This window comes from Clostridium sp. AUH-JLR23 (assembly GCF_964238065.1).
Classification (GTDB): domain Bacteria; phylum Bacillota_I; class Bacilli_A; order Erysipelotrichales; family Coprobacillaceae; genus Allocoprobacillus; species Allocoprobacillus merdigallinarum.
This window is the reverse complement of sequence record NZ_CAXSKY010000025.1, coordinates 13,019-36,003: the sequence shown is the minus strand read 5'-3', so window position 1 is coordinate 36,003 and position 22,985 is coordinate 13,019. Positions and strand designations below refer to the sequence as shown.

Below are 22,985 nucleotides of genomic sequence, written 5' to 3'. Positions count from 1 at the left end.
AGATAGTAGGCAACTGCGAAAATAGCACGCTGCCAGTCCATGTGAGGGAATAGTCATTCTATTCCCTCCCTTTTTTTTATTCTCATTCCTTTTTTGACAGATAATTCATCATAACAAGTGCAACAAAAAAACTCCAAGATTGGAGTATTTATCTTTTATTTATTTTTTAATAAACTTGCAGCAGCTTCATCAACAACTAAAATACAATCAGGATGATCTTGTAAAGCACTTGCAGGTACATCAGTTGTTTTTGGTCCTTCAACTGTAGCTTGAATAGCTTTTGCTTTTCCTTCACCAGAAGCAATAAGAAGCACTTTTTTAGCTTTCATAATATTTGCAATCCCCATACTTACTGCTTGAGTAGGTACATCTTCAATTTTACCATTAAAGAATAAACGTGCATTGTCTTCAATTGTAGATTGTTTTAAATCAACCTTGTGAGTAACTGAATCAAAAGGTGTTCCTGGTTCATTGAAACCAATATGTCCATTAGAACCAATTCCTAATAATTGAATATCAATAGGATTGTCTTCTAATAATTGGTTATATGCTTTACATTCTTCATCAATATTGCCATTTCCTTTTGGAACATGAACATTATTCATATCAATATCTAATTCATTAAATAAGTTATGACACATAAAATAATGATAACTTTGAGGATGAGATTGATCTAAACCAAAATATTCATCAAGATTAAATGATTTAATATCTTTGTATGAAGTTCCATTTTTCTTGTGATCTTCTCTCATCAATTCATAAAGTCTAATAGGTGTAGATCCCGTAGCTAAACCTAAATTAGCAGTTGGATTGTTTTTAACAACATTCAACATAATTTCACAAGCTTTTTGACTTGCTTCTTCATAATCTTTTACAATAATGACTTTCATCTTTGTCCCTCCTATAATATACTTTTATTATATAACAAGCATAGTGAAATGAAAAGCTATATTTTCATATTTTGAAAATTATAAATTTAATAAATATAGAAAGTTTAATCTTTATTTTATATTGAAAATAAGGTAAAATAAATTTATATGGAGGTAGGTCAAAATGACAATGATTAAAGGTATTGCGGCATCTAATGGTATTGCAATTGCTAAAGCATACAAATTAGTTATGCCTGATTTAACAGTAACTAAAGAAACTGTTGAAGATGTAGAAAAAGAAATTAAAGCTTATGAAGATGCAATGGATTGCACAAGTAAGCAACTTGAAGCTATTAAGGAAGCTGCTTCAAAAAATTTATCTGCTGAAGAAGCTGCAGTTTTTGATGCACATGCTTTGGTTTTATCTGACCCTGAATTAAAAACACAAGTTGAAGATAAAATTAAAAATGAAAAATGTAATGCAGCTGCTGCTTTAGAAGAAGTAGCTAATACATTTGTAGCAATGTTTGAATCTATGGGTGATGAATACTTTAGAGAAAGAGCTGCTGATATTAAAGATGTTTCTCGTCGTTTGTTAGCTAATCTTTTAGGAAAATCATTACCAAACCCTGCTTTAATTGATGAAGAAGTTGTGATTATTGCTGATGATTTAACACCTTCTGATACAGCACAATTAAATAAAAATTTAGTTAGAGGATTTGCTACAAATATTGGTGGAAGAACTTCACACTCTGCTATCATGGCAAGAAGTTTGGAAATTCCTGCTGTTGTTGCTTGTAAAACAGTGACTGATGAAGTTAAAGATGGAGATATGATTGCTCTTGATGGTATTGAAGGAGTTGTTATGATCAATCCTGATGAAGATACTATTAAAGAATATACTCAAAAACGTGATGAATATATTGCATATAGAGAAGAACTAAAGAAATTAGTTAATGAAAAAACAGTTTCAACTGATGGTCATCATGTTGAATTAGTTGCCAACATCGGTTCACCAAAAGATTTAGCTGGTGTTAAAGAAAATGGTGGTGAAGGTGTAGGTTTATTTAGAACTGAATTCTTATATATGGAATCTGCTGAATTACCAAGTGAAGATAAACAATTTGAAGTATATAAAGAAATTTTAGAAGGTATGGCTGGTAAACCTGTTGTTGTAAGAACACTTGATATTGGTGGAGATAAGGAAATCGAAGCTATTGATTTACCTAAAGAAATGAATCCATTCTTAGGTGTACGTGCAATTCGTTTATGCTTCCAAAGAGAAGATATTTTTAGAACTCAATTAAGAGCATTATTAAGAGCTTCTGTTTACGGTGATTTAAGAATCATGTTCCCAATGATTGCGACATTAGGAGAATTTAGAAAAGCTAAAGGTATCTTAATGGAAGAAAAAGAAAAATTGGTTGCAGAAGGTGTTAAAGTATCTGATACTTTACAAGTTGGTATCATGATTGAAATTCCTGCTGCTGCAGTTTTAGCTGATCAATTTGCTAAAGAAGTTGATTTCTTCTCAATTGGTACTAATGATTTAATTCAATATACATTCGCTGCTGATAGAATGTCTTCAGGTGTATCTTATTTATATCAACCATTTAACCCTTCAATCTTACGATTGGTTAAACATGTTATTGAATCAGCACATAAAGAAGGAAAATGGGCAGGTATGTGTGGAGAAATGGCTGGAGAACCAATGGCAGCTCCATTATTACTTGGTTTAGGATTAGATGAATTCTCAATGTCTGCAACTTCAATTTTGGCACAAAGAAAATTAATTAGAGAATTATCTCAAAAAGAAATGGCTGATTTAGCTAATCAGGCAATTAATTGTACAACAATGGAAGAAGTTGTTGAATTAGTTGAAAAAGTTATTAAAAAATAGAACATACAATAGAATTTAAAATGTAAAAAGGACAGTGTTCATTGTGAACGTTGTCCTTTTTTAAAAATATATTCAGCAATAATTTCTACTATTTTTTCTAAAAAATCCTGATCATTTAAAGTAAATCTATTAAAATAGGGAGAATCAATATCTAAGACACCCATTAATTCATTTTGTACGATTATAGGAATAACAATCTCACTTTTACTACGACTATCACAAGCAATGTGACCACTAAATTGATGTACATCTGCGACACATATTGTTTGATGTAATAAAGCTGCTTTACCACAAACACCTTGACCAATAGGAATCCTTAAACAAGCTACTTTACCTTGGAAAGGACCTAAAATGAGTTCATGATTATCAACGAGATAAAATCCTACCCAATTAATATCTGGAATGATTTCATTTAAGAAAGCAGACATATTTGCCAGGTTAGCAGTGATATTTTCCTCATCTTTCACTAATTCATAGGCTTGCTGTAAAAATAATTGTGTATTCATTGCTTTCACCTCTTTTTTAGTATAACATAAATATATCATAAATGAGAGGTAGTAGAAATGGAAAAACAAAAATTCAGTGACTATGGTATGTTTGAAGGACATTCTGAATATGAGCTGGCTGTACAAAGATGTGAAGATATATATCAAAGAAGATATGACTTAAGAAGTGATTTTGCAAGAGATTATACCAGAATTATCTTTTCACAAGCGTATCGTCGTTTAAAACATAAAACACAAGTTTTTTTTGCTGTCGAAGATGATCATGTCTGTACACGCAGTGAACATGTCAATCTGGTTGAGTCTATCTCATATACAATTGCACATCAACTGGGTCTAAATACAGAACTTACAAAAGCCATTGCAGTAGGACATGATTTGGGTCATGCGCCTTTTGGGCATGGTGGTGAAACTATTTTGACTGATATTGCTAAATCTCATGATTTAGATAAGTTTTGGCATGAAAAAAATAGTTTACATTTTGTTGATCATATTGAATTATTAGAAGATAATAACCATTATCAGCATAATTTAAATCTTACATATGCTGTACGTGATGGAATTATATCTCATTGTGGAGAAATGAATCAAAAATATATTCAAAGAAGAAAAGAATATATCAATCTTAATGATTATCAATATGCAGGACAATACAATCCATGGACATATGAAGGATGTGTTGTAAAGATGGCTGATAAAATTGCTTATTTGGCTAGAGATATTGAAGATGCTTTACGTTTAAATGTTTTAACACAGTCTCAAATTGATGAATTAAGAACACAATTAAATCAAATGGGGAATTATCAATTTCATGCGATTAATAATGGTTCTGTTGTCAATTATTTTATACATGATGTTGTGGAAAATTCTTGTGTAGAAAAAGGAATAGGCTTATCTCAGGAAGCTTTTGATAAAATGAAATTTATTATGAAATTCAATTATCAAAATATTTATTTAATTAAAAGGGTTCAAGTTCATGAAAAATATGTGTCTTTAATTTTGCATTCTATTTTTGATTTTTTATATGATTATAAAAACCATGATGATTTTATTAAAGATTTAAAGCAGGATTTAAAACAATATCCAAAGTTAATTGGTCATTATTTAGCGTGGCTAGAAAAATATGCTGTTATAGAAAATTATTCGAGAAAAAAAGAATATCATAATCATGTTGTTTATGATTTTATCCATGATTCTCAAGCTTTTGAAAAAAGTATTATAGATTATCTAGCAGGAATGAGTGATGCATTTATTATTCAGCTTTTTAATGAGTTGATTTCTTTTTAAAAGATATTCAAGTCTTTTATGAAATATGATAAAATGAAGCGAGAAATGAGGGGAAATAATTATGCCAATCAAAATACCAGATAATTTACCTGCTGCTAAAATATTAAAAGAAGAAAATATATTTATTATGAGTGAAACACGTGCAACAACACAACGCATTAGACCGTTAAAATTATTAATTTTAAATATTATGCCTACCAAAATTGTAACGGAAACACAATTATTAAGATTATTATCTAATACACCTTTACAAATTGAAGTAGATTGGATTCATATGGCAAGTCATGAATCTAAAAATGTTTCAAAAGAACATTTATTGGCTTTTTATAAAACTTTTGATGATATTAAAGACAATAAATATGATGGTTTAATTATTACAGGAGCACCAGTTGAAAAACTTGAATTTCAAGATGTGGATTATTGGGATGAATTGACAACATTATTAGAATGGTCTAAAACGCATGTTTTTAGCAGCTTCTTTATTTGTTGGGCAGCGCAGGCAGCTTTGCATTATTTTTATGGCGTTTCTAAGTATCTATTACCACATAAATTAACTGGTGTATATCTACATCATACGAATGTTGAAAAAATGCAAAGAAAAATTTTGCGAGGTTTTGATTATCAATTTTATGCACCTCATTCACGTTATACCAGTGTATCTAAAGAAGATATTGAAAAGATAGATGACTTAGATATTTTAGCTGAATCAAAGGATGCAGGGGTTTATATAGTTGCTTCAAAAGATGGATCACGTTTTTTTGTGACTGGACATCCTGAATATGATCCTGATACTTTAGATAAGGAATATAAAAGGGATTTGGCTAATCCAGATATTATCAGTGAAATGCCAAAAAATTATTATTTGAATGATGATGTCAATAATGAAATACAAGTCAAATGGCGTTCTCATGCTTACTTGATTTTTGCAAATTGGTTAAATTATTATGTTTATCAACAAACGCCATATAATTTAGATGATTTAAAAGAAAGATGATATTTATTAGCAGATTATGGGAAATCTGCTAATAAAATCGTCTTTTTTTGTTGAAAAAGCCTAAAATCAATTGAATTTTATGTGACCTTCATATATAATTTTATTTGGAATGTAATGAAAGAAGGGGTGTTTTAATGAGAAAAAAAATCTGTCAATTATGTATGTTAGTTATCTCATTAACATTAGTTATAGGGTTAGTTATAAATGTTTCAAATCAAAATTCTGTTGAGGCAAAAGATAGTTCTTCAAAAGGACCAGAAGTAACAGACTATTTTACTGTTATTAATGAAGATGGAAGTACATCTATTGTTGATTTTGATGATATTGAAAACGACAACTCAGAAATTATTGAACAATCAAAAGAATATAATTTGGTTGCTAAAACTGGTGATGATAAAGAAGTTATAGCAACTTATGAAAATGAAGAAGAAGCTCAGGAAGCTTTGGATAATAAGGTTAAAACAAAATCAAAATTACGTGCAAGAACCTTTTCTGTTACAACATACTCTGTTGAAGAAAATACAAAAGCCATTGAATATGGAGTTGTGTATTTAAACTCTAAAGGTCATGATGGAAATAGTTATTTAACTTATAAAAATGTTTTAACTGGATATGATGGCTATACGACAGGAAGTTATGCAAAAGATGCTGCCTATATTGGAACTGTTAACGGAAAAATTCGTGCAAAACAAGCAGGGACAGTAATGGATTTTGATGCACGTGATGTGACAGTTGTTGATTATCAAAGTGCTAATATTTCCCATTACTATGTTGAAGGTGGTTACTTATATCATAAATATTTTTATGGTTCAGAAAGTTCTAGTGCACAAAGAGTTGGAAAAAAGCCAAGTTACTTAAATGAAGGAACAAAATATTATAGTTATGATGGACATTATTTCTATACAAGTTATCCAACAATGATTAAGGACTATCAAAACAGTAATACATCTTATCCTAATGCTGTTAATAAATCTAATCCTTTCTATAATTACTATCAATTCCTTTCTCATCGTTCTAAAACAACTTTAACTCCATATAATTTGGATACTATTACAAATGATAAAGTGGGTTCTAGTTCTTCAAAAATGAAAAATATGGGACAATATTATATTGAAAATCAAAATACATATGGTACTAATGCCTTATTAATGTATGGTGTATCTGGAAATGAAAGTGCTTGGGGAACAAGTGCAATCGCCCGAGATAAAAATAATTTATTTGGACATGGTGCAGTAGATAATAATCCATATTATGGAGCAAATGGATATGAAAATCCTCAAACAAGTATAAAATATCATGCAGAAAAATTTATTTCCAATGGATATTTAGACAATGAGGATTGGCGTTATAATGGTGGACATTTAGGTGATAAATTATCAGGTATTAATGTTCGCTACGCTTCTGATCCTTATTGGGGAGAAAAAGCAGCTAGTGTTAATTATTATTATAATTATGGAAATGATTATAATAAATATACAATTGGTATAATCAATGGGCAACAAAAAAGTTATAAACTTTATAAAGAACCTGGTTCAACTGTTACTCATACATTGGGAAGCGGTAGTAGCCCACGTACATATAATTTACCAGTTATTGTTTTAGATACAGTGACTGTATCAGGGAAAAAATGGTATAAAATTCAAAGTGATACAGCGTTGAATGAATCTCGTACTGATACTGATTGGGATAATCAATATAAGTTTTCAAGAGATTATTTATATGTTCCTGCTTCTGATGTTACTATAGTTGTAAATGGATATGATAGTAGTACATCAGATAGTAATGAAACTACGTATTTACCAGGGGATGTTAATGGTGATGGAAAAGTTGAAGCAAATGATTACATGTTAATCAAACTTCATGTTTTAAAAAGAAAAACATTAACTGGAGACATGTTAAGTAGAGCTGATGTTGATCAGGATGGAAAAATAGAAGCAAATGATTATATGTTAATAAAGTTACATGTTTTAGGAAGAAAACTATTGTTTTAAGGGAGTAAAATATGAAAAAAATTGTTTATTTTATTTTATCGTTAATAATTGCATTTACGTTTACTATAGTGAATGGGGGTAAAGTTTATGCTGCATCTTACAGTGTTTCTGTAAACACGAGTAATGTATCTGCAGGAGGAAGTGTAACACTTTCTATTGCTGGTTCTGGATGTGAAGGTTCTTTTTCTGTTAGTGTAAATAATGGCGCTTCTGTTACTGGTAATAATCCAATATGGACTGGAGAAAGTACGCAAATTAAAGCTGGTAGTAGCAGTTTTACTATAACAGTGACGCCTCAGAGTGTTAGCGATTCAAGTACAGCAGAGATGATAACATCGTCACTTGGTTCTAAATCAATTCCTATTACTGTTAAGAGTGCTTCATCAAATTCGGGTAATTCAAGTTCCTCTAGCGGATCTAGTAACTCATCTAGTAGTGCTAGTTCTTCAAGTAGTTCAAGTAATGTAAGTACAACATCTCAAGAACCTGAAGAAAAAAAATCAAGTGAAAAGAATTTATCTTCTTTAAGTGTTTCTGAAGGAACTTTGTCACCAAAGTTTTCAGCAGGTACAACAACATATAAAGTTGATTTGACGAGTGATGTTGAAAAATTAACTATTAGTGCCAAAGCTAAAGACAGTAAAGCTAAAGTTTCTGGGACAGGAGAAAAAGAATTAAAAATAGGTGAAAACAATTTTACAGTGACTGTTACGGCTGAAGATGGTAGCAAAAAAACATATACAATAAGTGTTTATGTAACAGAAAAACCAACACAATTTGTTAAATTGGGTGATCAAAATTTAGGAATTTTAAATGATTTATCTAAAACGGATGTGCCAAAAGGATTTGAAAAATCAACAATAAAAATTGACAATAAAGATGTGACAGCTTTACAAAATAAAGATCTTGGATTAACGTTATTATATCTACAGACTGAAGATGAAAAAACTGGATTTTATATTTATGATGTAGATAATAATAAAGTTTTGAGTAAATATCAAACTGTAGCTGTTAATGGAAAAACATATGTTCTTATGGATGCCCCAGATAATTTAGAAGCTATCCAAGATTTAAAAACAGCAACTATTAAAATTGGTGATGTTGAATTAAATGGATGGAAATTTGAAGATGAGGGTTTATCACATTACACACTTGTCTATTTAATGAATGAAGCTGGGGAAACTCAATTATATACATATGAAGATACTGAAGGGACATTACAAAAATATACTCCTGTTGAAGAAAAAAATGATAATACATTAACATATGTATTTATCGGAACAACAGCTCTATTTGTTGTATCAACTGCGGTACTTGGATATATGTTTATAAGTTTTAAAAAGAAATCAATTTCTGCTATAAGAGATTATTATGAACGAAAAAATCAAGGGTAACCTTGATTTTTTAATCTTCAATATTCATTGATTCATATTCTTTAAGTGTTGTAATAATGTCATCATAGATTTTCTGATCAACATAATTAAGTAATTCATCACTAGAAGCAAAACGATATTCAGTGTGTTCATGAGAGATTTGAACATGATCATTGGTTGGAATAGCTAAAAAGCCAATACCAACGGTTTGATAGTCAGGTCGAACGGCTGTAAAAGTATACACTGGTTTGATGATTCTCACATCTAAATTTGTTTCCTCTTTTAATTCTCTAATAAGAGCCTGGTGTGGTGTTTCACCATATTCTAATCCACCTCCAGGAAGTTCCCAAAAACCAAGTCCATCACTAGAAGGACGTACTCTTTTGAGAATCAGGATTTTTTGATGATAAATGACAATAGCTTTGACGGTAATATGAAATCTGATATTTTCCATATGTTTATTCCCTCCATTTTATATATCATATCATTTTTTTTACAAAAAGTATCGTTTTATTAAAAATGTTTGCTATAATAATTGAGAGGTGATTTTAAAATGATTGATTTTTTAGAAGAAGTCTATAAAAGAAAAGATAAAATGATAGAAGATATACAGACATTATGTAAAATACCATCTATTTTAGATGAAACAACAGCTAACGAAGGACAACCATTTGGAAAAGCATGTCGTGATGCGTTAGATGCTATGTTAGAAATAGGTGAGAGAGATGGATTTGTTTGTGAAAATGTTGATGGTTATGCAGGACATATTGATATAGGAGAGGAAGAAGAAACTTTTGGTATTTTAGGACATTTGGATGTTGTGCCTTGCAATGAGAGTGGATGGAACAGTGAACCATATGCAGCAACTTTAAAAAATGGAAAGTTATATGGGCGAGGAGTAGCTGATGATAAAGGACCACTCATTGCTGCATACTATGCTGCTAAAATTATTCATGAATTAAATTTACCTGCGAAAATGAAAACAAGAGTGATTTTTGGATGTAATGAAGAAAATGGTTCAAAATGTATGCAATATTATTTTACAAAGAAACCTTATCCTTCAATGGGGTTTACACCAGATGCAGAATTTCCTGTTGTCTATGGAGAAAAAGCAGGTGTTAATTTTAAAATAATTGGTGAAATTGAAAATGATAATTTAATAGGACTTTATTCTGGAAATAGAGCAAATATTGTTCCAGAAGTTTGTGAAGCTTATTTAACAGGTTCATATAAACAATATAGAGAATCATTTGCTGAATATTTATCTGCTCACCAATTAGATGGATATGTTGAAGAAGAAGGAAATCATACAAAACTTGTTTTGATTGGAAAATCTGCTCATGCCTCTACACCAGAATTAGGAATTAATGGGGCTGTATATATGTGTCATTATTTATCAACTATATCACAAAATCAATTAGTTCAATTTATTGATCAATATTTTTATAATGATTGTTATGGGGAAAAATTAGGTATTGCTTATACGGGATTAATGGGTCCATTAACAGTGAATTTAGGGGTTATCAATTACAAGAATGGACATGTTAATATGATTATAGACATGCGTGTTCCTCATGAAGTGACAGATGAACAGTTGACAGCAAAAATGCAAAAATGTCTTAACATTTATGGATTAAAAGAAACACATCATTTAGGAAAAGCTTTATATATAGATCCTCAAAGTGAATTGATTCAAAAGTTGCATAATGCTTATGTTGAATTTACAGGTGATCATAATCATCAACCACAGGCTATAGGTGGTGGCACATATGCAAAAACAATGCCTAATTGTGTTGCTTTTGGTATTGAATTCCCAGATAGTGATAATAAGATTCATCAAAATAATGAAGAAATTTCTATTGATGATTTAATGAAGGCAACAGCTATTTATGCAAAAGCTATTTATGATTTGATTAAGGAATAGAGTGAATTCTCTATTCCTTATTGCATAGAAATATGATTTTTGTTATAATATAAACGCTAATTGCAGGCGTGGTGGAATGGTAGACACGCTATCTTGAGGGGGTAGTGGAAGTATTTCCGTGTGAGTTCAAATCTCATCGCCTGCACCATTTTTGTTTTACGCATCTGTGGTGGAATTGGTAGACACGCTATCTTCAGGCGGTAGTGGATTTAATCCGTGTGAGTTCGAGTCTCATCAGATGCACCAATTGATTGAGCATTGTTTATCAATGTGTTTTTTTATTATTGGAGGATTTTTATGAATCAAGAAATTATACAAAAAATGGCTGAAGAATTATCCATTCAAGAACAACAAATTCAAAATGTTTTATCTTTATTAGAAGAAGGAGCTACTGTTCCTTTTATAGCACGTTATCGTAAAGAAAAAACAGGTGGATTAAATGAAGAACAAATTAGAGAAATTTCAAAAGTATATGAATATCAGGTCAATCTTCAGGAACGAAAAGATGATGTTATTCGTTTAATTGATGAAAAAGGTTTATTGACTGAAGAATTAAAACATAATATTTTAAATGCTTCTAAATTAAGTGAAGTTGAAGATTTTTATAGACCATTTAAAGAGAAAAAGAAAACTAAGGCATCTATTGCTAAGGCAAAAGGATTAGAGCCATTGGCTCAATCGATTTTAAAATTACCTAGAACTTTCGATTTGGAAAAAGAAGCCCAAAAATATTTAAATGAGCAAGTATTAACTATTGAAGAAGCTATTCATGGAGCCAAAGATATTATTGCAGAACAAATAAGTGATGAACCACGTTATCGAAAATATACAAAAGATATGATTTATAAGACAGGTATGATCTCATCTCATGTCAAAAAGAAAAATCCTGATCAAGAAGATGGGATTTATGAAATGTATTATGATTATCAGGAAAGGGTTCAGTATATTGCATCACATCGAATTCTTGCCATTAATCGTGCTGAAAAAGAAAAGGTATTAACGGTTTCTATTGATATTGATACAGATCGCTTTATTCAATATATTTATAATGGTGTTATGCGTAGACGTGAATCGTCGCTAGATACCTTTATTGAAGATACTGTTAAAGATGCATTTAAACGTTTGATTTTCCCATCTGTAGAAAGAGAAGTTCGTAATGAATTAACAGAAAAAGCACAGGAACAGGCATTAAATGTTTTTTCAGTAAATTTGGAAAATCTTTTATTACAGGCACCAATGAAAGATAAATATGTATTAGGGGTTGACCCGGCTTTTAGAACAGGATGTAAATTAGCGGCTATTGATCCAACTGGTAAAGTGTTAGATATTCATAAAGTTTTCATTACTATACCTAAAGATGATTACACTAAGGATGAAAAAATATTACTGTCTATGATTCAAAAATACCAAATTGAAATTATTGCTATTGGAAATGGAACTGCCAGTCGCGAAACAGAAAGCTTTATAGCACAGTTTATTAAGAAATATAATCTAGATGTACAATATGTCATCGTGTCTGAAGCGGGAGCTAGCGTTTATTCAGCAAGTATAATTGCTAAGGAAGAATTTCCAGATTATCAGGTAGAAGAAAGGTCAGCTGTTTCTATTGCCAGACGTTTACAAGATCCTTTAGCAGAACTTGTTAAAATTGAGCCAAAGGCTATTTCAGTTGGTCAATATCAACATGATATGAATCAAAAGAAATTAACAGAACAGTTAGATTTTGTGGTAGAAAAAGTTGTCAATCAGGTAGGAGTCAATATTAATACAGCGTCTCCTTCATTACTACAATATGTATCTGGTTTATCAATGTCTACAGCTAAAAATATTGTGAAATATCGTGAAGAAAATGGTAAATTTACATCTCGTGAACAAATTAAAAATGTAAAAAAACTTGGAGAAAAAACATATGAATTGGCTGTTGGATTTTTAAGAATTCTATCTGGTAATGAGAAATTAGATGAAACGAGTATCCATCCAGATAATTATAATGATGCGAATCATCTTTTAGAATATCTTCATTTACAAAAAAATGATATTGGTACAAAACATGCAAAAGATGTGATTGAACAAGTATCTATTCAGCAGATTCAAGAAGATTTACACTTAGATTCTTATTTGGCTGAAGATTTAATAGAAGCTTTTATATCTCCACATCGCTCTCCTCGTGATGAATATAATGTTCCTATTTTACGAAAAGATGTTTTAAAAATTGAAGATTTGAAAAAAGGAATGAAATTACAGGGAGTTGTGAGAAATGTTGTTGATTTTGGTGCCTTTGTTGATATTGGATTAAAAAATGATGGTTTAATACATATTTCTAAAATGTCATCTCATAAAGTGAAACATGCTTTAGATGTATGTCATGTTGGAGATATTTTAGATGTATATGTATATGATGTTGATTTGAAGAAAAAAAGAGTTGCTTTATCATTAATGGAGGTGGCATAAATGGAATTTATATATTATCCACGTTGTAGTACATGTTTAAAAGCTTTAAAAAAGCTTAAAGAACAGGAAATAGATGTGACATTACGAGATATTGTCAATGAAACACCGACTCAAGAAGAATTAGTTTGTTGGATACGTCAAAATGGAAAAGGAATCAAACCATTTTTTAATACATCTGGAAAACTTTATCGTGAAATGAATTTAAAAGATAAAATAAATGATATGAATGAAGATGAAGCAGCATTGTTATTATCTCAAAATGGTATGTTAATCAAGCGTCCATTGCTTATTGATGGTGAAAAAATTATTATTGGATATCAAAAAGAAATTTATGAAAAATAGATTTCTTTTTTTATTATTTATTTTGAAATGATTTTATATCTGTTATACTAAAGAAAAGATAGAATGAGGTGAAAAGATATGAATCAAGAAATGAAACAAACAGTCAATGAAATCAAAAAAGCTGTTATTGGGAAAGATGAGGTTATTATTCAAATATTGGTTACTTTACTTTCTAGGGGACATATTTTGCTTGAAGACATTCCTGGTGTTGGAAAAACAAATCTAGCATTAGCATTATCAAAAAGTTTACAGCTAGATTATCACCGTATTCAATTAACACCAGATATTATGCCAAGTGATATCGTTGGATTTACGATGTATAATCCACAGACACAGCAATTTGAATATAAAGAAGGAATTGCTTTTTGTCATCTTTTATTAGCAGATGAAATGAATCGTACATCTAGTAAAACACAGGCAGCTTTATTAGAGTTGATGGAAGAAGGACAAATGACTGTAGATGGAAAAACATATGTATTACCTCAGCCATTTTGTGTCATTGCTACACAGAACCCTTTTGGCTCTGCTGGAACGCAACTATTGCCTGATTCTCAAATGGATCGTTTTATGAGTCGATTAAGTTTAGGTTATCCTCAATTTGAAGAGGAAATAGAAATGATGAAACAACGTCAAAAATCTAATCCTTTAGATGATATACAATCAGTTTTATCGCCTGAGATGATACTGCAATATCAAAAGATGATTGATCAGATATATGTTCATGATGATATTTATCATTATATCATGCAAATCATTACTGCAACACGTTCACATTCTCAAATTGAACAAGGTGTATCACCACGTGGTTCTTTAGCTATCATGAAAACGGCTAAAGCCTATGCATTTTTAAATGACCGTGATTATGTGATTCCACAAGATGTCCAATATGTTGCACCAATGGTTTTGGCTCATCGTTTCATACTGACATATGAAGCTAAAATGAACAAAGTCTCTTCATATCAGATTGTAGATGAAATCTTAGAATCAGTTGGAGAACCTCAATTAAAAGTATGAAAAACTTATTAAAATATTTTTGTTTTCTTGCTTTTTTATATGGATTATGGCGTTTTGTTTCAGGGTATTTTTCATTTTTATTGTTTTTGATGGCTTTTTGTTTAATATGTATATGCCTATTGTTTAGTATTATCCCAATGCGAAAAACAACAATCTCAATAAAAATGCAACAAGCATATTGTTTGCGTGAGGAAACCATTAATCTGAGTTTTTGCCGTCAAAGTGTTACACCTACCCCATGTGGTCAGATTATAATTGAATATCAAATGATAGATGCTTTTTCTCAAATTGTAATTGAAAAAAGCGTATGTCTTCATGATCAGCAAGTAGATGTAGAGATTCCTTGTCCTCATTGTGGTCATTATACGATTCAGGTTCAGAAAATAAAATGTTTTGATTTATTACAATGTTTTTCTTTTTCAAAAACTGTATCCTTACAAAATTCATTTGATGTAATGCCACATTACCATCTTATAGATGTATCTGTTCATCAGGTTCATCAATTGGATGAACAAGGAGAAAATTATTTGACAGATCAAAAAGGTGATGATTATAGTGAAATTTTTGAGATTAGAACATATCGTGAAGGGGATGAACTTAAGCATATTCATTGGAATATGTCATCAAAATTTCAAGAGTTTTTTGTTAAGGTGGGAAGCCAACCTGTTCACGAAAATCTTACTCTTGCGATAGAATATAAAGAAAACAATACATTCTATGATTTACAGTTTGATTATTTTTATTCTTTATGTATTTCTTTATTAAAAGAGAATATTACTTTTGAAATTGTAACTTCATGTGATGTGCAAAATATGCATGTGCAATCTATACATTCTGTTGATAATCTTGCAACTACCATTCGATGGATGATGAAAAATCCTATCAAAACTTTAGATCAATCTTTCATGTCACGTTCTTTTTATCAAATAAAGGGACAGAATCTGGAGGTGTATCATTTATGAAAAAAACACTTAACTCCTTTTTTCAACAATACATCATCCATATCATTAATGTTTTCATGATTATTTTAGGATGTATGGGTTTGATAGGAAATTATGATCATTCTTTATATTTTCCTGAAAACACATATATAAGTATTATTCTTTTAGGCGTGATAGGAATAGGATTTTATCTTTATTTTATTAAATATCAGACAATGCCTCAAAAACCATGTGTGTTCATTTTTATCATTTTATTATTAGTGTTGATTATATTATTTCAAAGTGAGTGTCATTATTTTATCAATAATCTTCAATCTGTTATTGAATTTGATTATTTCTTAAAATTTGATGAATTACTTCCTTTAGAATTATATAGTCGAGATATGTTTTATCAAGTTATTATATTCATAATTGGTTTGCCAGTTATCTATTTGATTGTGTCAACTGTATGTACAATGCATTTTTCGTTAATTAAAATCATCAGTTTAATTTTTCTCTTTATGTTTCCAGTATTTATTAATCATGAACTTTCTTCTCAAGAGAGTTATTGCTTTATTATCTTTATCTGTTATGCATTATTATTTACAGTGGCTTTAAAATATCAGCAAAAACAATATACCTTAAAGATTGTGATTATTATATTATTATGTATAATGTCTGTAACTGCATCTACTTATTTAGAGGGAAATCCTTTGTTTCAACAAGAATCATCATCGGTTTTATCACAAATGATTGATTGGATTGCTAACGGAAAGGGAAATCCTCTAGGAATAGCTACACAAACGGGTATGAGTCGTGATATTGATGGTTCTTTACCTACAGGCAATGTGCAACTTAGAAATGGATTGGCTTTAACAGTACAATCTGATATTCCTTTTTCTTCTTATTTGAGAGCTTATTCGCTTGCCAATTACAGTGATAATGAATGGCATGAGGTTACGGAAAATTATGATAATAGTCAGTCTTTAACTATGTATAGCGATTTTTTAATGTTGAATTATTTACCATCTTTTCAAAGTGTTGAAATTCTACCACAACGTCAATATGATTTTCAATTTGTACCATACTATTTTATTGATAATGTTCAAGAGTATCCAGTTCTTTTTGATTCATATATAGAAAGTACTTCTGATTCATTGGATGTTTTATATCTTTATGAAGAAGATCCTCAATTAGGACTAGATGAAAATAGCTATTTTATTTCTGAACAGTATGATGAAGAATATGAAGATTATGTGTATCAACATTATTTAGATGTTCCAGATGAATTAGAACAACAATTATCGCGTTTATTATATGAAAATGATATTGAATATCCATATGATTTTGATATTGCATCAACAGTCCAACAGGTGCAGGAACTTTTAGCTAAGCAAGCAGAATATGATTTGAATGCAGGAACATTACCTTTTGATAAAGATTTTGTTGAATACTTTCTGTTTGAAAATCATAAAGGAAGTTGTACTCATTTTGCGACTGCTGGAGCTTTGTTGTTAAGGGAGTTAGGTATTCCAACACGCTTTGTAAGAGGATATACAATGCTAGAAAGTGATTTTCATAATGGTGAAGCCAAAATTCCTCAATATCGTTCGCATGCCTGGATAGAAGTTTATGAAAATATGAAGGGGTGGATTCCTTATGAAATGACACCTGCAGGAAATATCGAAGAAATCAGTGATGTTCTTGATGATATAGCAAGTCAAAATCAGCAGACTGCAAATACGAGTGATGTGCCAACAACACAGCCTGAAGAAGATACAATACAGGATACACCTGTAGATTTAGATGTTACAACAAGATCATCTCATCAAAATATATGGATTATTGCTGGATTATTTGGAATCTTTATATTCATTGTTATTTATCGTTATTTGACAACACATTGGATGATGATCAAAACAAGACGTATGAATAACAATCAGAAAGTTTTAACTTATTATAGAAAAATAAGGAAATTATCTTCTTGGCATAATGTTGATGATGAAGAGTTAAAGAATCTTGCTTATAAAGCTAAATATTCTTCTCATGAAATAAGCGATGAAGAATGGCTTCAATTCCTTCGCTGTTATCAACAATGGATTCGTCAATATAGTCAATCATTGAAATGGTATCAGAGATTTATTTTCCAATATATTTTTGGAAATAAATAAAAAGAGATTTTATGAAATGAACCTCCTTATTTGAATGTCCAAATAAGGGGATTCACTTGATGTGAAATCTCTTTTTTATGTTTTATTTATAACGTAAATGTGTTATATCACTATAACATGGAATACCATTTTCATATGTAATCGCAACTTCGCCTTGAATCAATGGAATTAAATAGTCATAAAGTTCTTGAGTGATATCATTATGTTCATCATTGATCCATTCAACAGGAATACGTTGTTCTAAATTGGCAATTTTGAGAACATCCTTATAGGTGTATTCAACTTGATAAGGCTGATTTTGAACACGTTGGAAAGTCATCATAACACCACTGTGTCCTTCCATTGATGTTTGAACAGCCGCTTGTCCAATTTGAAATGATTCTTCTAAATCAACTTTTGAAGCAATATGCATAGCACATCTTTGTAGGACATTTAATTCGATACTACGCACTTTACATTTGAATTCCTGATAAACTAATGATTCTAGGACTTTACCAGTTCCAGAATGCAAAACATGTCCAAAAGCATCACGTTTTGTATATTTAGAATCAGCATCCAAATATTCTCCATTTTCATTTTTAATTCCTTCACTGACAGCAATAATAATATTCTTTTTATGACGAAAAACTTTACGAATATCATCTAAGAATTTTTGCGTTGAAAACGGAACTTCAGGCAAATAGATAAGGTCAGGTGCTTCATTGCATTGCGTTCTTGCTAGTGCACTGGCAGCAGTTAACCATCCAGCATTACGCCCCATAATTTCAACAATTGTAACAGCATTTAATTTATAAATTGAACTGTCATAAGCAATTTCTAACATAGAAGTTGCAACATATTTAGCAGCTGAACCAAAACCAGGAGTATGGTCAGTTCCCATTAAATCATTATCAATTGTTTTAGGAATACCAATAAAACAAATAGGGGAATGAATAGACTTGGCATAAGCTGATAGTTTTGCAACTGTATCCATAGAATCATTACCACCAATATAATAAAAATCTGTGATATGTAATTGTTCAAAAGTATGGAATAATATTTCATAAGTTTGAGGATCATCCTGATAATTGGGTAGTTTATAACGACACGAACCAAGATACATAGCAGGAGAATGTTTTAATTGTTCTAAAGCTTGTGAATCATTAAATAACTCTCCCAAATCCATATAGCGGCTTTCTAACAATCCCATAATTCCATTGACCATCCCATAAACATGGTCGAATTTTTGGCTTTTGATACATTCATGAATAATTCCTGCCAAAGATGCATTAATCGCAACGGTTGGGCCTCCCGATTGACCAATAAAACAGTTTCTTTTTTTCATGAGTAACTCCTTTCATTTTTCGACATTATTCTATCATTTTTTATATTATAAAAAAAGTGTATTTTTTGAGAAATCAAAAATATTAAAATTTTCAATTCTTTATGATGAAAATAAATTTTTCATGTGGAAATTTCTTATTGATAAGAGTATACTATATGATATAGGAGGAAAGAAAATTATGTCTAAAAAGTATTTATCAATGGATGGAAATACTGCTGCTGCACATGTCGCTTATGCATTTAGTGAAGTTGCAAGTATTTATCCAATTACACCATCTTCTCCAATGGCTGAAAATGCGGAAACATGGGCTGCTCAAGGAAAGAAAAATATTTTTGGATCAGCAGTTAATGTTATCGAAATGCAGTCAGAAGCTGGAGCTGCTGGAGCTGTACATGGAGCATTGCAAGGTGGTGCGTTAGCAACTACATTTACGGCATCTCAAGGTCTATTATTGATGATACCAAACTTGTATAAAATTCAAGGTGAATTATTGCCTGGTGTATTCCATGTTGCTGCGAGAGCTTTAGCAACACGTTCATTAAATATTTTTGGTGATCATCAGGATATATATGCATGTCGTCAAGTTGGTGCGCCTATGATTTGTTCTCATAGCGTTCAAGAAGTTATGGATTTAGGAGGAATTGCTCATTTAACTGCAATTAAGGCAAGCGTTCCTGTTATTCATTTCTTTGATGGATTTAGAACTTCTCATGAAATTCAAAAAGTAGAAGTTATGGATTATGATGTTTTAGAAAGCTTGTTAGATAAAGAGGCATTAAAGAAATTTAAAGAAAATGCATTAAATCCACATACAAATCCAATTGAACGTGGTGGTGCTGAAAATGATGATATCTATTTCCAAGGTAGAGAAGCACAAAATAAACATTATGAAGCTGTTGTTGAAATTGTTGCTGATTACATGAAAAAGATTTCAGAAATTACTGGACGTGAATATGCGCCATTTACATATTATGGAGCAAGCGATGCATCACGTGTGATCATTGCAATGGGTTCTGTAACTGAAACAATTAAAGAAACAATTGATGAAATGAATAAACGTGGTGAACGTGTTGGATTGATTAAAGTTCATTTATATCGTCCATTCTCACCAAAATATCTATTAAAAGTTTTACCAAATACTGTTGAAAAAGTTGCTGTTTTAGATCGTACAAAAGAAATGGGAGCAACTGGAGAACCATTATACTTAGATGTATGCTCTGTATTAAAAGATACAAACATCAAAGTTATTGGTGGACGTTATGGTATGGGATCTAAAGATACAACACCTGGTCAAATCAAAGCTGTATATGATCATTTATTAGATGAAGATCCATTTACATCTTTCACTATTGGTATTAATGATGATGTGACTCATTTATCATTAAAAGAAGACCCTGATTTCCATGTTAATGCTGATTATACATCTTGTTTATTCTATGGTTTAGGATCAGATGGTACAGTATCTGCTAATAAATCTTCAATTAAAATTATTGGAGATCATACCGATTTATATTCACAGGCTTACTTTGCTTATGATAGTAAAAAAGCTGGTGGAGCTACACGCTCTAACTTAAGATTTGGTCATACACCAATTCGTGCAACATATTATGTCAATAATGCTGATTTTATTTCATGTTCATTAGATAACTATGTATTGAAATATGATATGTTGAAAAATTTAAAGAATGGTGGAACATTCTTATTAAATACAGAATTTGATGAAAAAGAAATTGTTGATTATTTACCAAATAAATTAAAGAAACAATTAGCTGATAAAAATGCTAAATTCTATATCATTAATGCAACAAAGATTGCTAGTGAAATTGGTATGGGAAGACATACAAATACAATTCTTCAATCTGCATTCTTTGCTTTAAACCCACAAATTTTACCAGTTGATAAAGCTGTTGAATATATGAAAGCAATGGCTAAGAAAACATATGGTAAAAAAGGTGATGCTGTTGTAGAAATGAACTACAAAGCTATTGATGCAGGAAAAGATGCTATTGTTGAAGTTCCTGTTGATGCAAGCTGGTCTGATTTAACAGTTACTGCTACAAGAGCAAGAACTGGTGATGATTACTTTGATAATTTCGTTGCACCAATCAATGCCTTAGATGGTTATGATTTACCTGTTTCTGCATTTATGGATAAATTAGATGGTTCAATGAAATCTGGTATTGCTATTAAAGAAAAACGTGCGATTGCTATTGATGTACCACGTTGGGAAAAAGAAAACTGTATCCAATGTAATAACTGTGTTATGGTATGTCCTCATGCAACAATTCGTGCTTTCTTAATTGATGAAGATGAAATGAAAGCTATGCCAGAAGATATTTCAAATGATGTTTTAAAACCAATTGGTAGAAATGTAGATGGATTGGTTTATCGTATTCAAGTTTCTCCAGATAACTGTGTTGGTTGTGGATTATGTGTGACTGAATGTCCAGGTAAAGCTGGAAAGAAAGCTTTATCTATGGTGCCAGTAAAAGAAGAATTACCACATGCTTCTTTAGCTGATCATATTTATTCAAAAGTGACATATAAAGCTGATCGTTACCCAACAACAACAGTTAAAGGTGTTGGATTTATGCGTCCATACTTTGAAGTATCTGGTGCTTGTGGTGGATGTGGTGAAACACCTTATTATCGTTTGGCTTCTCAATTATTTGGAGCAGATATGAGAATTGCAAATGCAACTGGATGTAGTTCAATTTATAGTGGTTCTACACCATCAACACCTTGTACAATTGATGAAAATGGACAAGGACCTGCATGGGCTAACTCATTATTTGAAGATAATGCTGAATATGGATTTGGTATGAAATTAGCTGAAAATTATATGGCTAAACGTATCTTAGAAATCATTGAAGCAAATAAAGCTGAATGTGAACCTGAACTTCAAACTGTATTAGAACAATATGCAAATGTCAAAGGTCAAAGAGTTGAAGAAAGAAAACTTTATGATCAATTAGTATCTTTAGTAGAAGCTTCAAAATGTGAAGGTATCAAAGAATTATTAGATATGAAAGGTGAACTTGTCACTAAATCTCAATGGATTATTGGTGGAGATGGATGGGCTTATGACATCGGTTATGGTGGATTAGATCATGTTATCGCTAATAATCAAAATGTTAATATCTTAGTTCTTGATACAGAAGTTTATTCAAATACTGGTGGACAATCTTCAAAATCTTCACAAGCTGGTTCTATCGCTAAATTCACTGCTGGTGGTAAAACAGTAGCCAAGAAAGATTTAGCACAGATTGCTATGGCATATGGACATGTTTATGTAGCACAAGTGGCTATGGGAGCTAATCCAATGCAAACAATTAAAGCATTCAAAGAAGCTGAAGCTTATGATGGACCATCATTAATTATTGCTTATTCTCCATGTATGGAACATGGTATTAAAGGTGGTCTTGCAAATCATCAACAACAACAAAAACATGCTGTTGAATGTGGATACTTCAACTTATTAAGATATGATCCTCGTTTAGAAGAACAAGGAAAGAATCCATTACAGTTAGATTCTAAAGAACCTGATTTCACAAAATTCAAAGATTTCTTATTAAGTGAAAACAGATTTGCACAATTATCTAAAGTCAATCCAGAACATGCTGAAGGATTAATGGATAAATGTGAAAAAGACGCTATGAAACGTCGTCATCGTTTGGATGTTATGGCAAGTGAATAGTCAAAATGAAAGATTGAAAGTGAGAGTACTTTCAATCTTTTTTTGACATCATTTTTAATTCCATTTCTCTATAATGAAAGAGGGTGGAAAAAAATGAATGTCTATATAGAAATTACGTATTTTATGAATGCTTTATTAATATTACTGAGTTTTGAAATATTATCTTTTTTGTTAAATATACGCATAACTAAGAAAAGATTATGTCTATATGTTTTGACTTACAAT

General features: G+C 30.7%; 16 protein-coding genes and 2 tRNA genes. 14 read left to right on the top strand and 4 right to left on the bottom strand.

All coding sequences use genetic code 11. The features are described from left to right. Positions 1-155 precede the first annotated feature (155 nt). Positions 156-890, bottom strand: a complete 735-nt coding sequence (gene nagB / locus ACESR5_RS11220) for a glucosamine-6-phosphate deaminase (protein WP_087298293.1) — start codon at positions 888-890, stop codon at positions 156-158. A gap of 169 nt (positions 891-1,059) precedes the next feature. Here nagB and ptsP point away from each other — a divergent pair, with 169 nt between their 5' ends. Next, positions 1,060-2,769, top strand: coding sequence for a phosphoenolpyruvate--protein phosphotransferase (gene ptsP / locus ACESR5_RS11215; protein WP_224759450.1), 1,710 nt, complete (start codon positions 1,060-1,062; stop codon positions 2,767-2,769). Between the two features lie 38 nt (positions 2,770-2,807). Here ptsP and ACESR5_RS11210 read toward each other — a convergent pair whose 3' ends face one another. Further along, entirely contained in the window at positions 2,808-3,275 is a 468-nt protein-coding gene (locus ACESR5_RS11210) for a GAF domain-containing protein (protein WP_087245123.1), read from the bottom strand. A 57-nt stretch (positions 3,276-3,332) separates the two neighbouring features. On the opposite strand from ACESR5_RS11210, the gene ACESR5_RS11205 reads away from it, so the two are divergent. From ACESR5_RS11205 to ACESR5_RS11190, 4 genes are all read left to right on the top strand, one after another. Next, on the top strand, positions 3,333-4,559 hold the full coding sequence (locus tag ACESR5_RS11205; RefSeq protein ID WP_191341390.1) for an HD domain-containing protein: 1,227 nt from the start codon (positions 3,333-3,335) through the stop codon (positions 4,557-4,559). 61 nt (positions 4,560-4,620) lie between these two features. Beyond that, positions 4,621-5,553 (top strand): homoserine O-succinyltransferase, encoded by a 933-nt coding sequence (gene metA / locus ACESR5_RS11200; RefSeq protein ID WP_373155793.1) that lies wholly within the window; start codon positions 4,621-4,623, stop codon positions 5,551-5,553. Between the two features lie 134 nt (positions 5,554-5,687). Then, entirely contained in the window at positions 5,688-7,544 is a 1,857-nt protein-coding gene (locus ACESR5_RS11195) for a glucosaminidase domain-containing protein (protein ID WP_373155790.1), read from the top strand. A gap of 11 nt (positions 7,545-7,555) precedes the next feature. Next, positions 7,556-8,938 carry a cadherin-like beta sandwich domain-containing protein gene (locus tag ACESR5_RS11190; protein WP_373155787.1) on the top strand — a complete coding sequence of 461 codons (1,383 nt, stop codon included), beginning with the start codon at positions 7,556-7,558 and terminating at the stop codon, positions 8,936-8,938. Between the two features lie 10 nt (positions 8,939-8,948). Here the strand turns inward: ACESR5_RS11190 and ACESR5_RS11185 are convergent, their stop codons facing one another. Then, a complete protein-coding gene (locus ACESR5_RS11185; RefSeq protein WP_373155785.1) occupies positions 8,949-9,371 on the bottom strand; it encodes an NUDIX domain-containing protein in 423 nt (140 codons plus the stop codon). Positions 9,372-9,470: 99 nt separating this feature from the next. On the opposite strand from ACESR5_RS11185, the gene pepV reads away from it, so the two are divergent. From pepV to ACESR5_RS11145, 8 genes are all read left to right on the top strand, one after another. After that, positions 9,471-10,841: a dipeptidase PepV gene (pepV, locus tag ACESR5_RS11180; protein ID WP_373155782.1), complete on the top strand. Its 1,371-nt coding sequence runs from the start codon at positions 9,471-9,473 to the stop codon at positions 10,839-10,841. A 62-nt stretch (positions 10,842-10,903) separates the two neighbouring features. Next, positions 10,904-10,989: transfer RNA gene (locus ACESR5_RS11175), tRNA-Leu, on the top strand. A gap of 12 nt (positions 10,990-11,001) precedes the next feature. Then, positions 11,002-11,087 (top strand) — tRNA-Leu (locus tag ACESR5_RS11170). Between the two features lie 51 nt (positions 11,088-11,138). Beyond that, a complete protein-coding gene (locus ACESR5_RS11165) occupies positions 11,139-13,292 on the top strand; it encodes a Tex family protein (RefSeq protein ID WP_373155779.1) in 2,154 nt (717 codons plus the stop codon). Beyond that, positions 13,293-13,634, top strand: a complete 342-nt coding sequence (locus ACESR5_RS11160; protein ID WP_087245117.1) for an arsenate reductase family protein — start codon at positions 13,293-13,295, stop codon at positions 13,632-13,634. It begins immediately after the preceding gene. A gap of 78 nt (positions 13,635-13,712) precedes the next feature. After that, on the top strand, positions 13,713-14,648 hold the full coding sequence (locus ACESR5_RS11155; protein WP_087245116.1) for a MoxR family ATPase: 936 nt from the start codon (positions 13,713-13,715) through the stop codon (positions 14,646-14,648). Between the two features lie 137 nt (positions 14,649-14,785). Continuing rightward, positions 14,786-15,610, top strand: coding sequence for a DUF58 domain-containing protein (locus ACESR5_RS11150; RefSeq protein ID WP_373155776.1), 825 nt, complete (start codon positions 14,786-14,788; stop codon positions 15,608-15,610). Then, positions 15,607-17,739, top strand: coding sequence for a transglutaminase-like domain-containing protein (locus ACESR5_RS11145; protein ID WP_373155774.1), 2,133 nt, complete (start codon positions 15,607-15,609; stop codon positions 17,737-17,739). Before ACESR5_RS11150 ends, ACESR5_RS11145 begins: the two co-directional genes overlap by 4 nt. A gap of 82 nt (positions 17,740-17,821) precedes the next feature. Here the strand turns inward: ACESR5_RS11145 and ACESR5_RS11140 are convergent, their stop codons facing one another. Continuing rightward, positions 17,822-19,063 (bottom strand): 6-phosphofructokinase, encoded by a 1,242-nt coding sequence (locus ACESR5_RS11140; RefSeq protein WP_087245113.1) that lies wholly within the window; start codon positions 19,061-19,063, stop codon positions 17,822-17,824. 178 nt (positions 19,064-19,241) lie between these two features. Between ACESR5_RS11140 and nifJ the strand changes: the two genes are divergently transcribed. Then, positions 19,242-22,760 carry a pyruvate:ferredoxin (flavodoxin) oxidoreductase gene (gene nifJ, locus ACESR5_RS11135; RefSeq protein WP_087245112.1) on the top strand — a complete coding sequence of 1,173 codons (3,519 nt, stop codon included), beginning with the start codon at positions 19,242-19,244 and terminating at the stop codon, positions 22,758-22,760. Positions 22,761-22,985 lie beyond the last annotated feature (225 nt).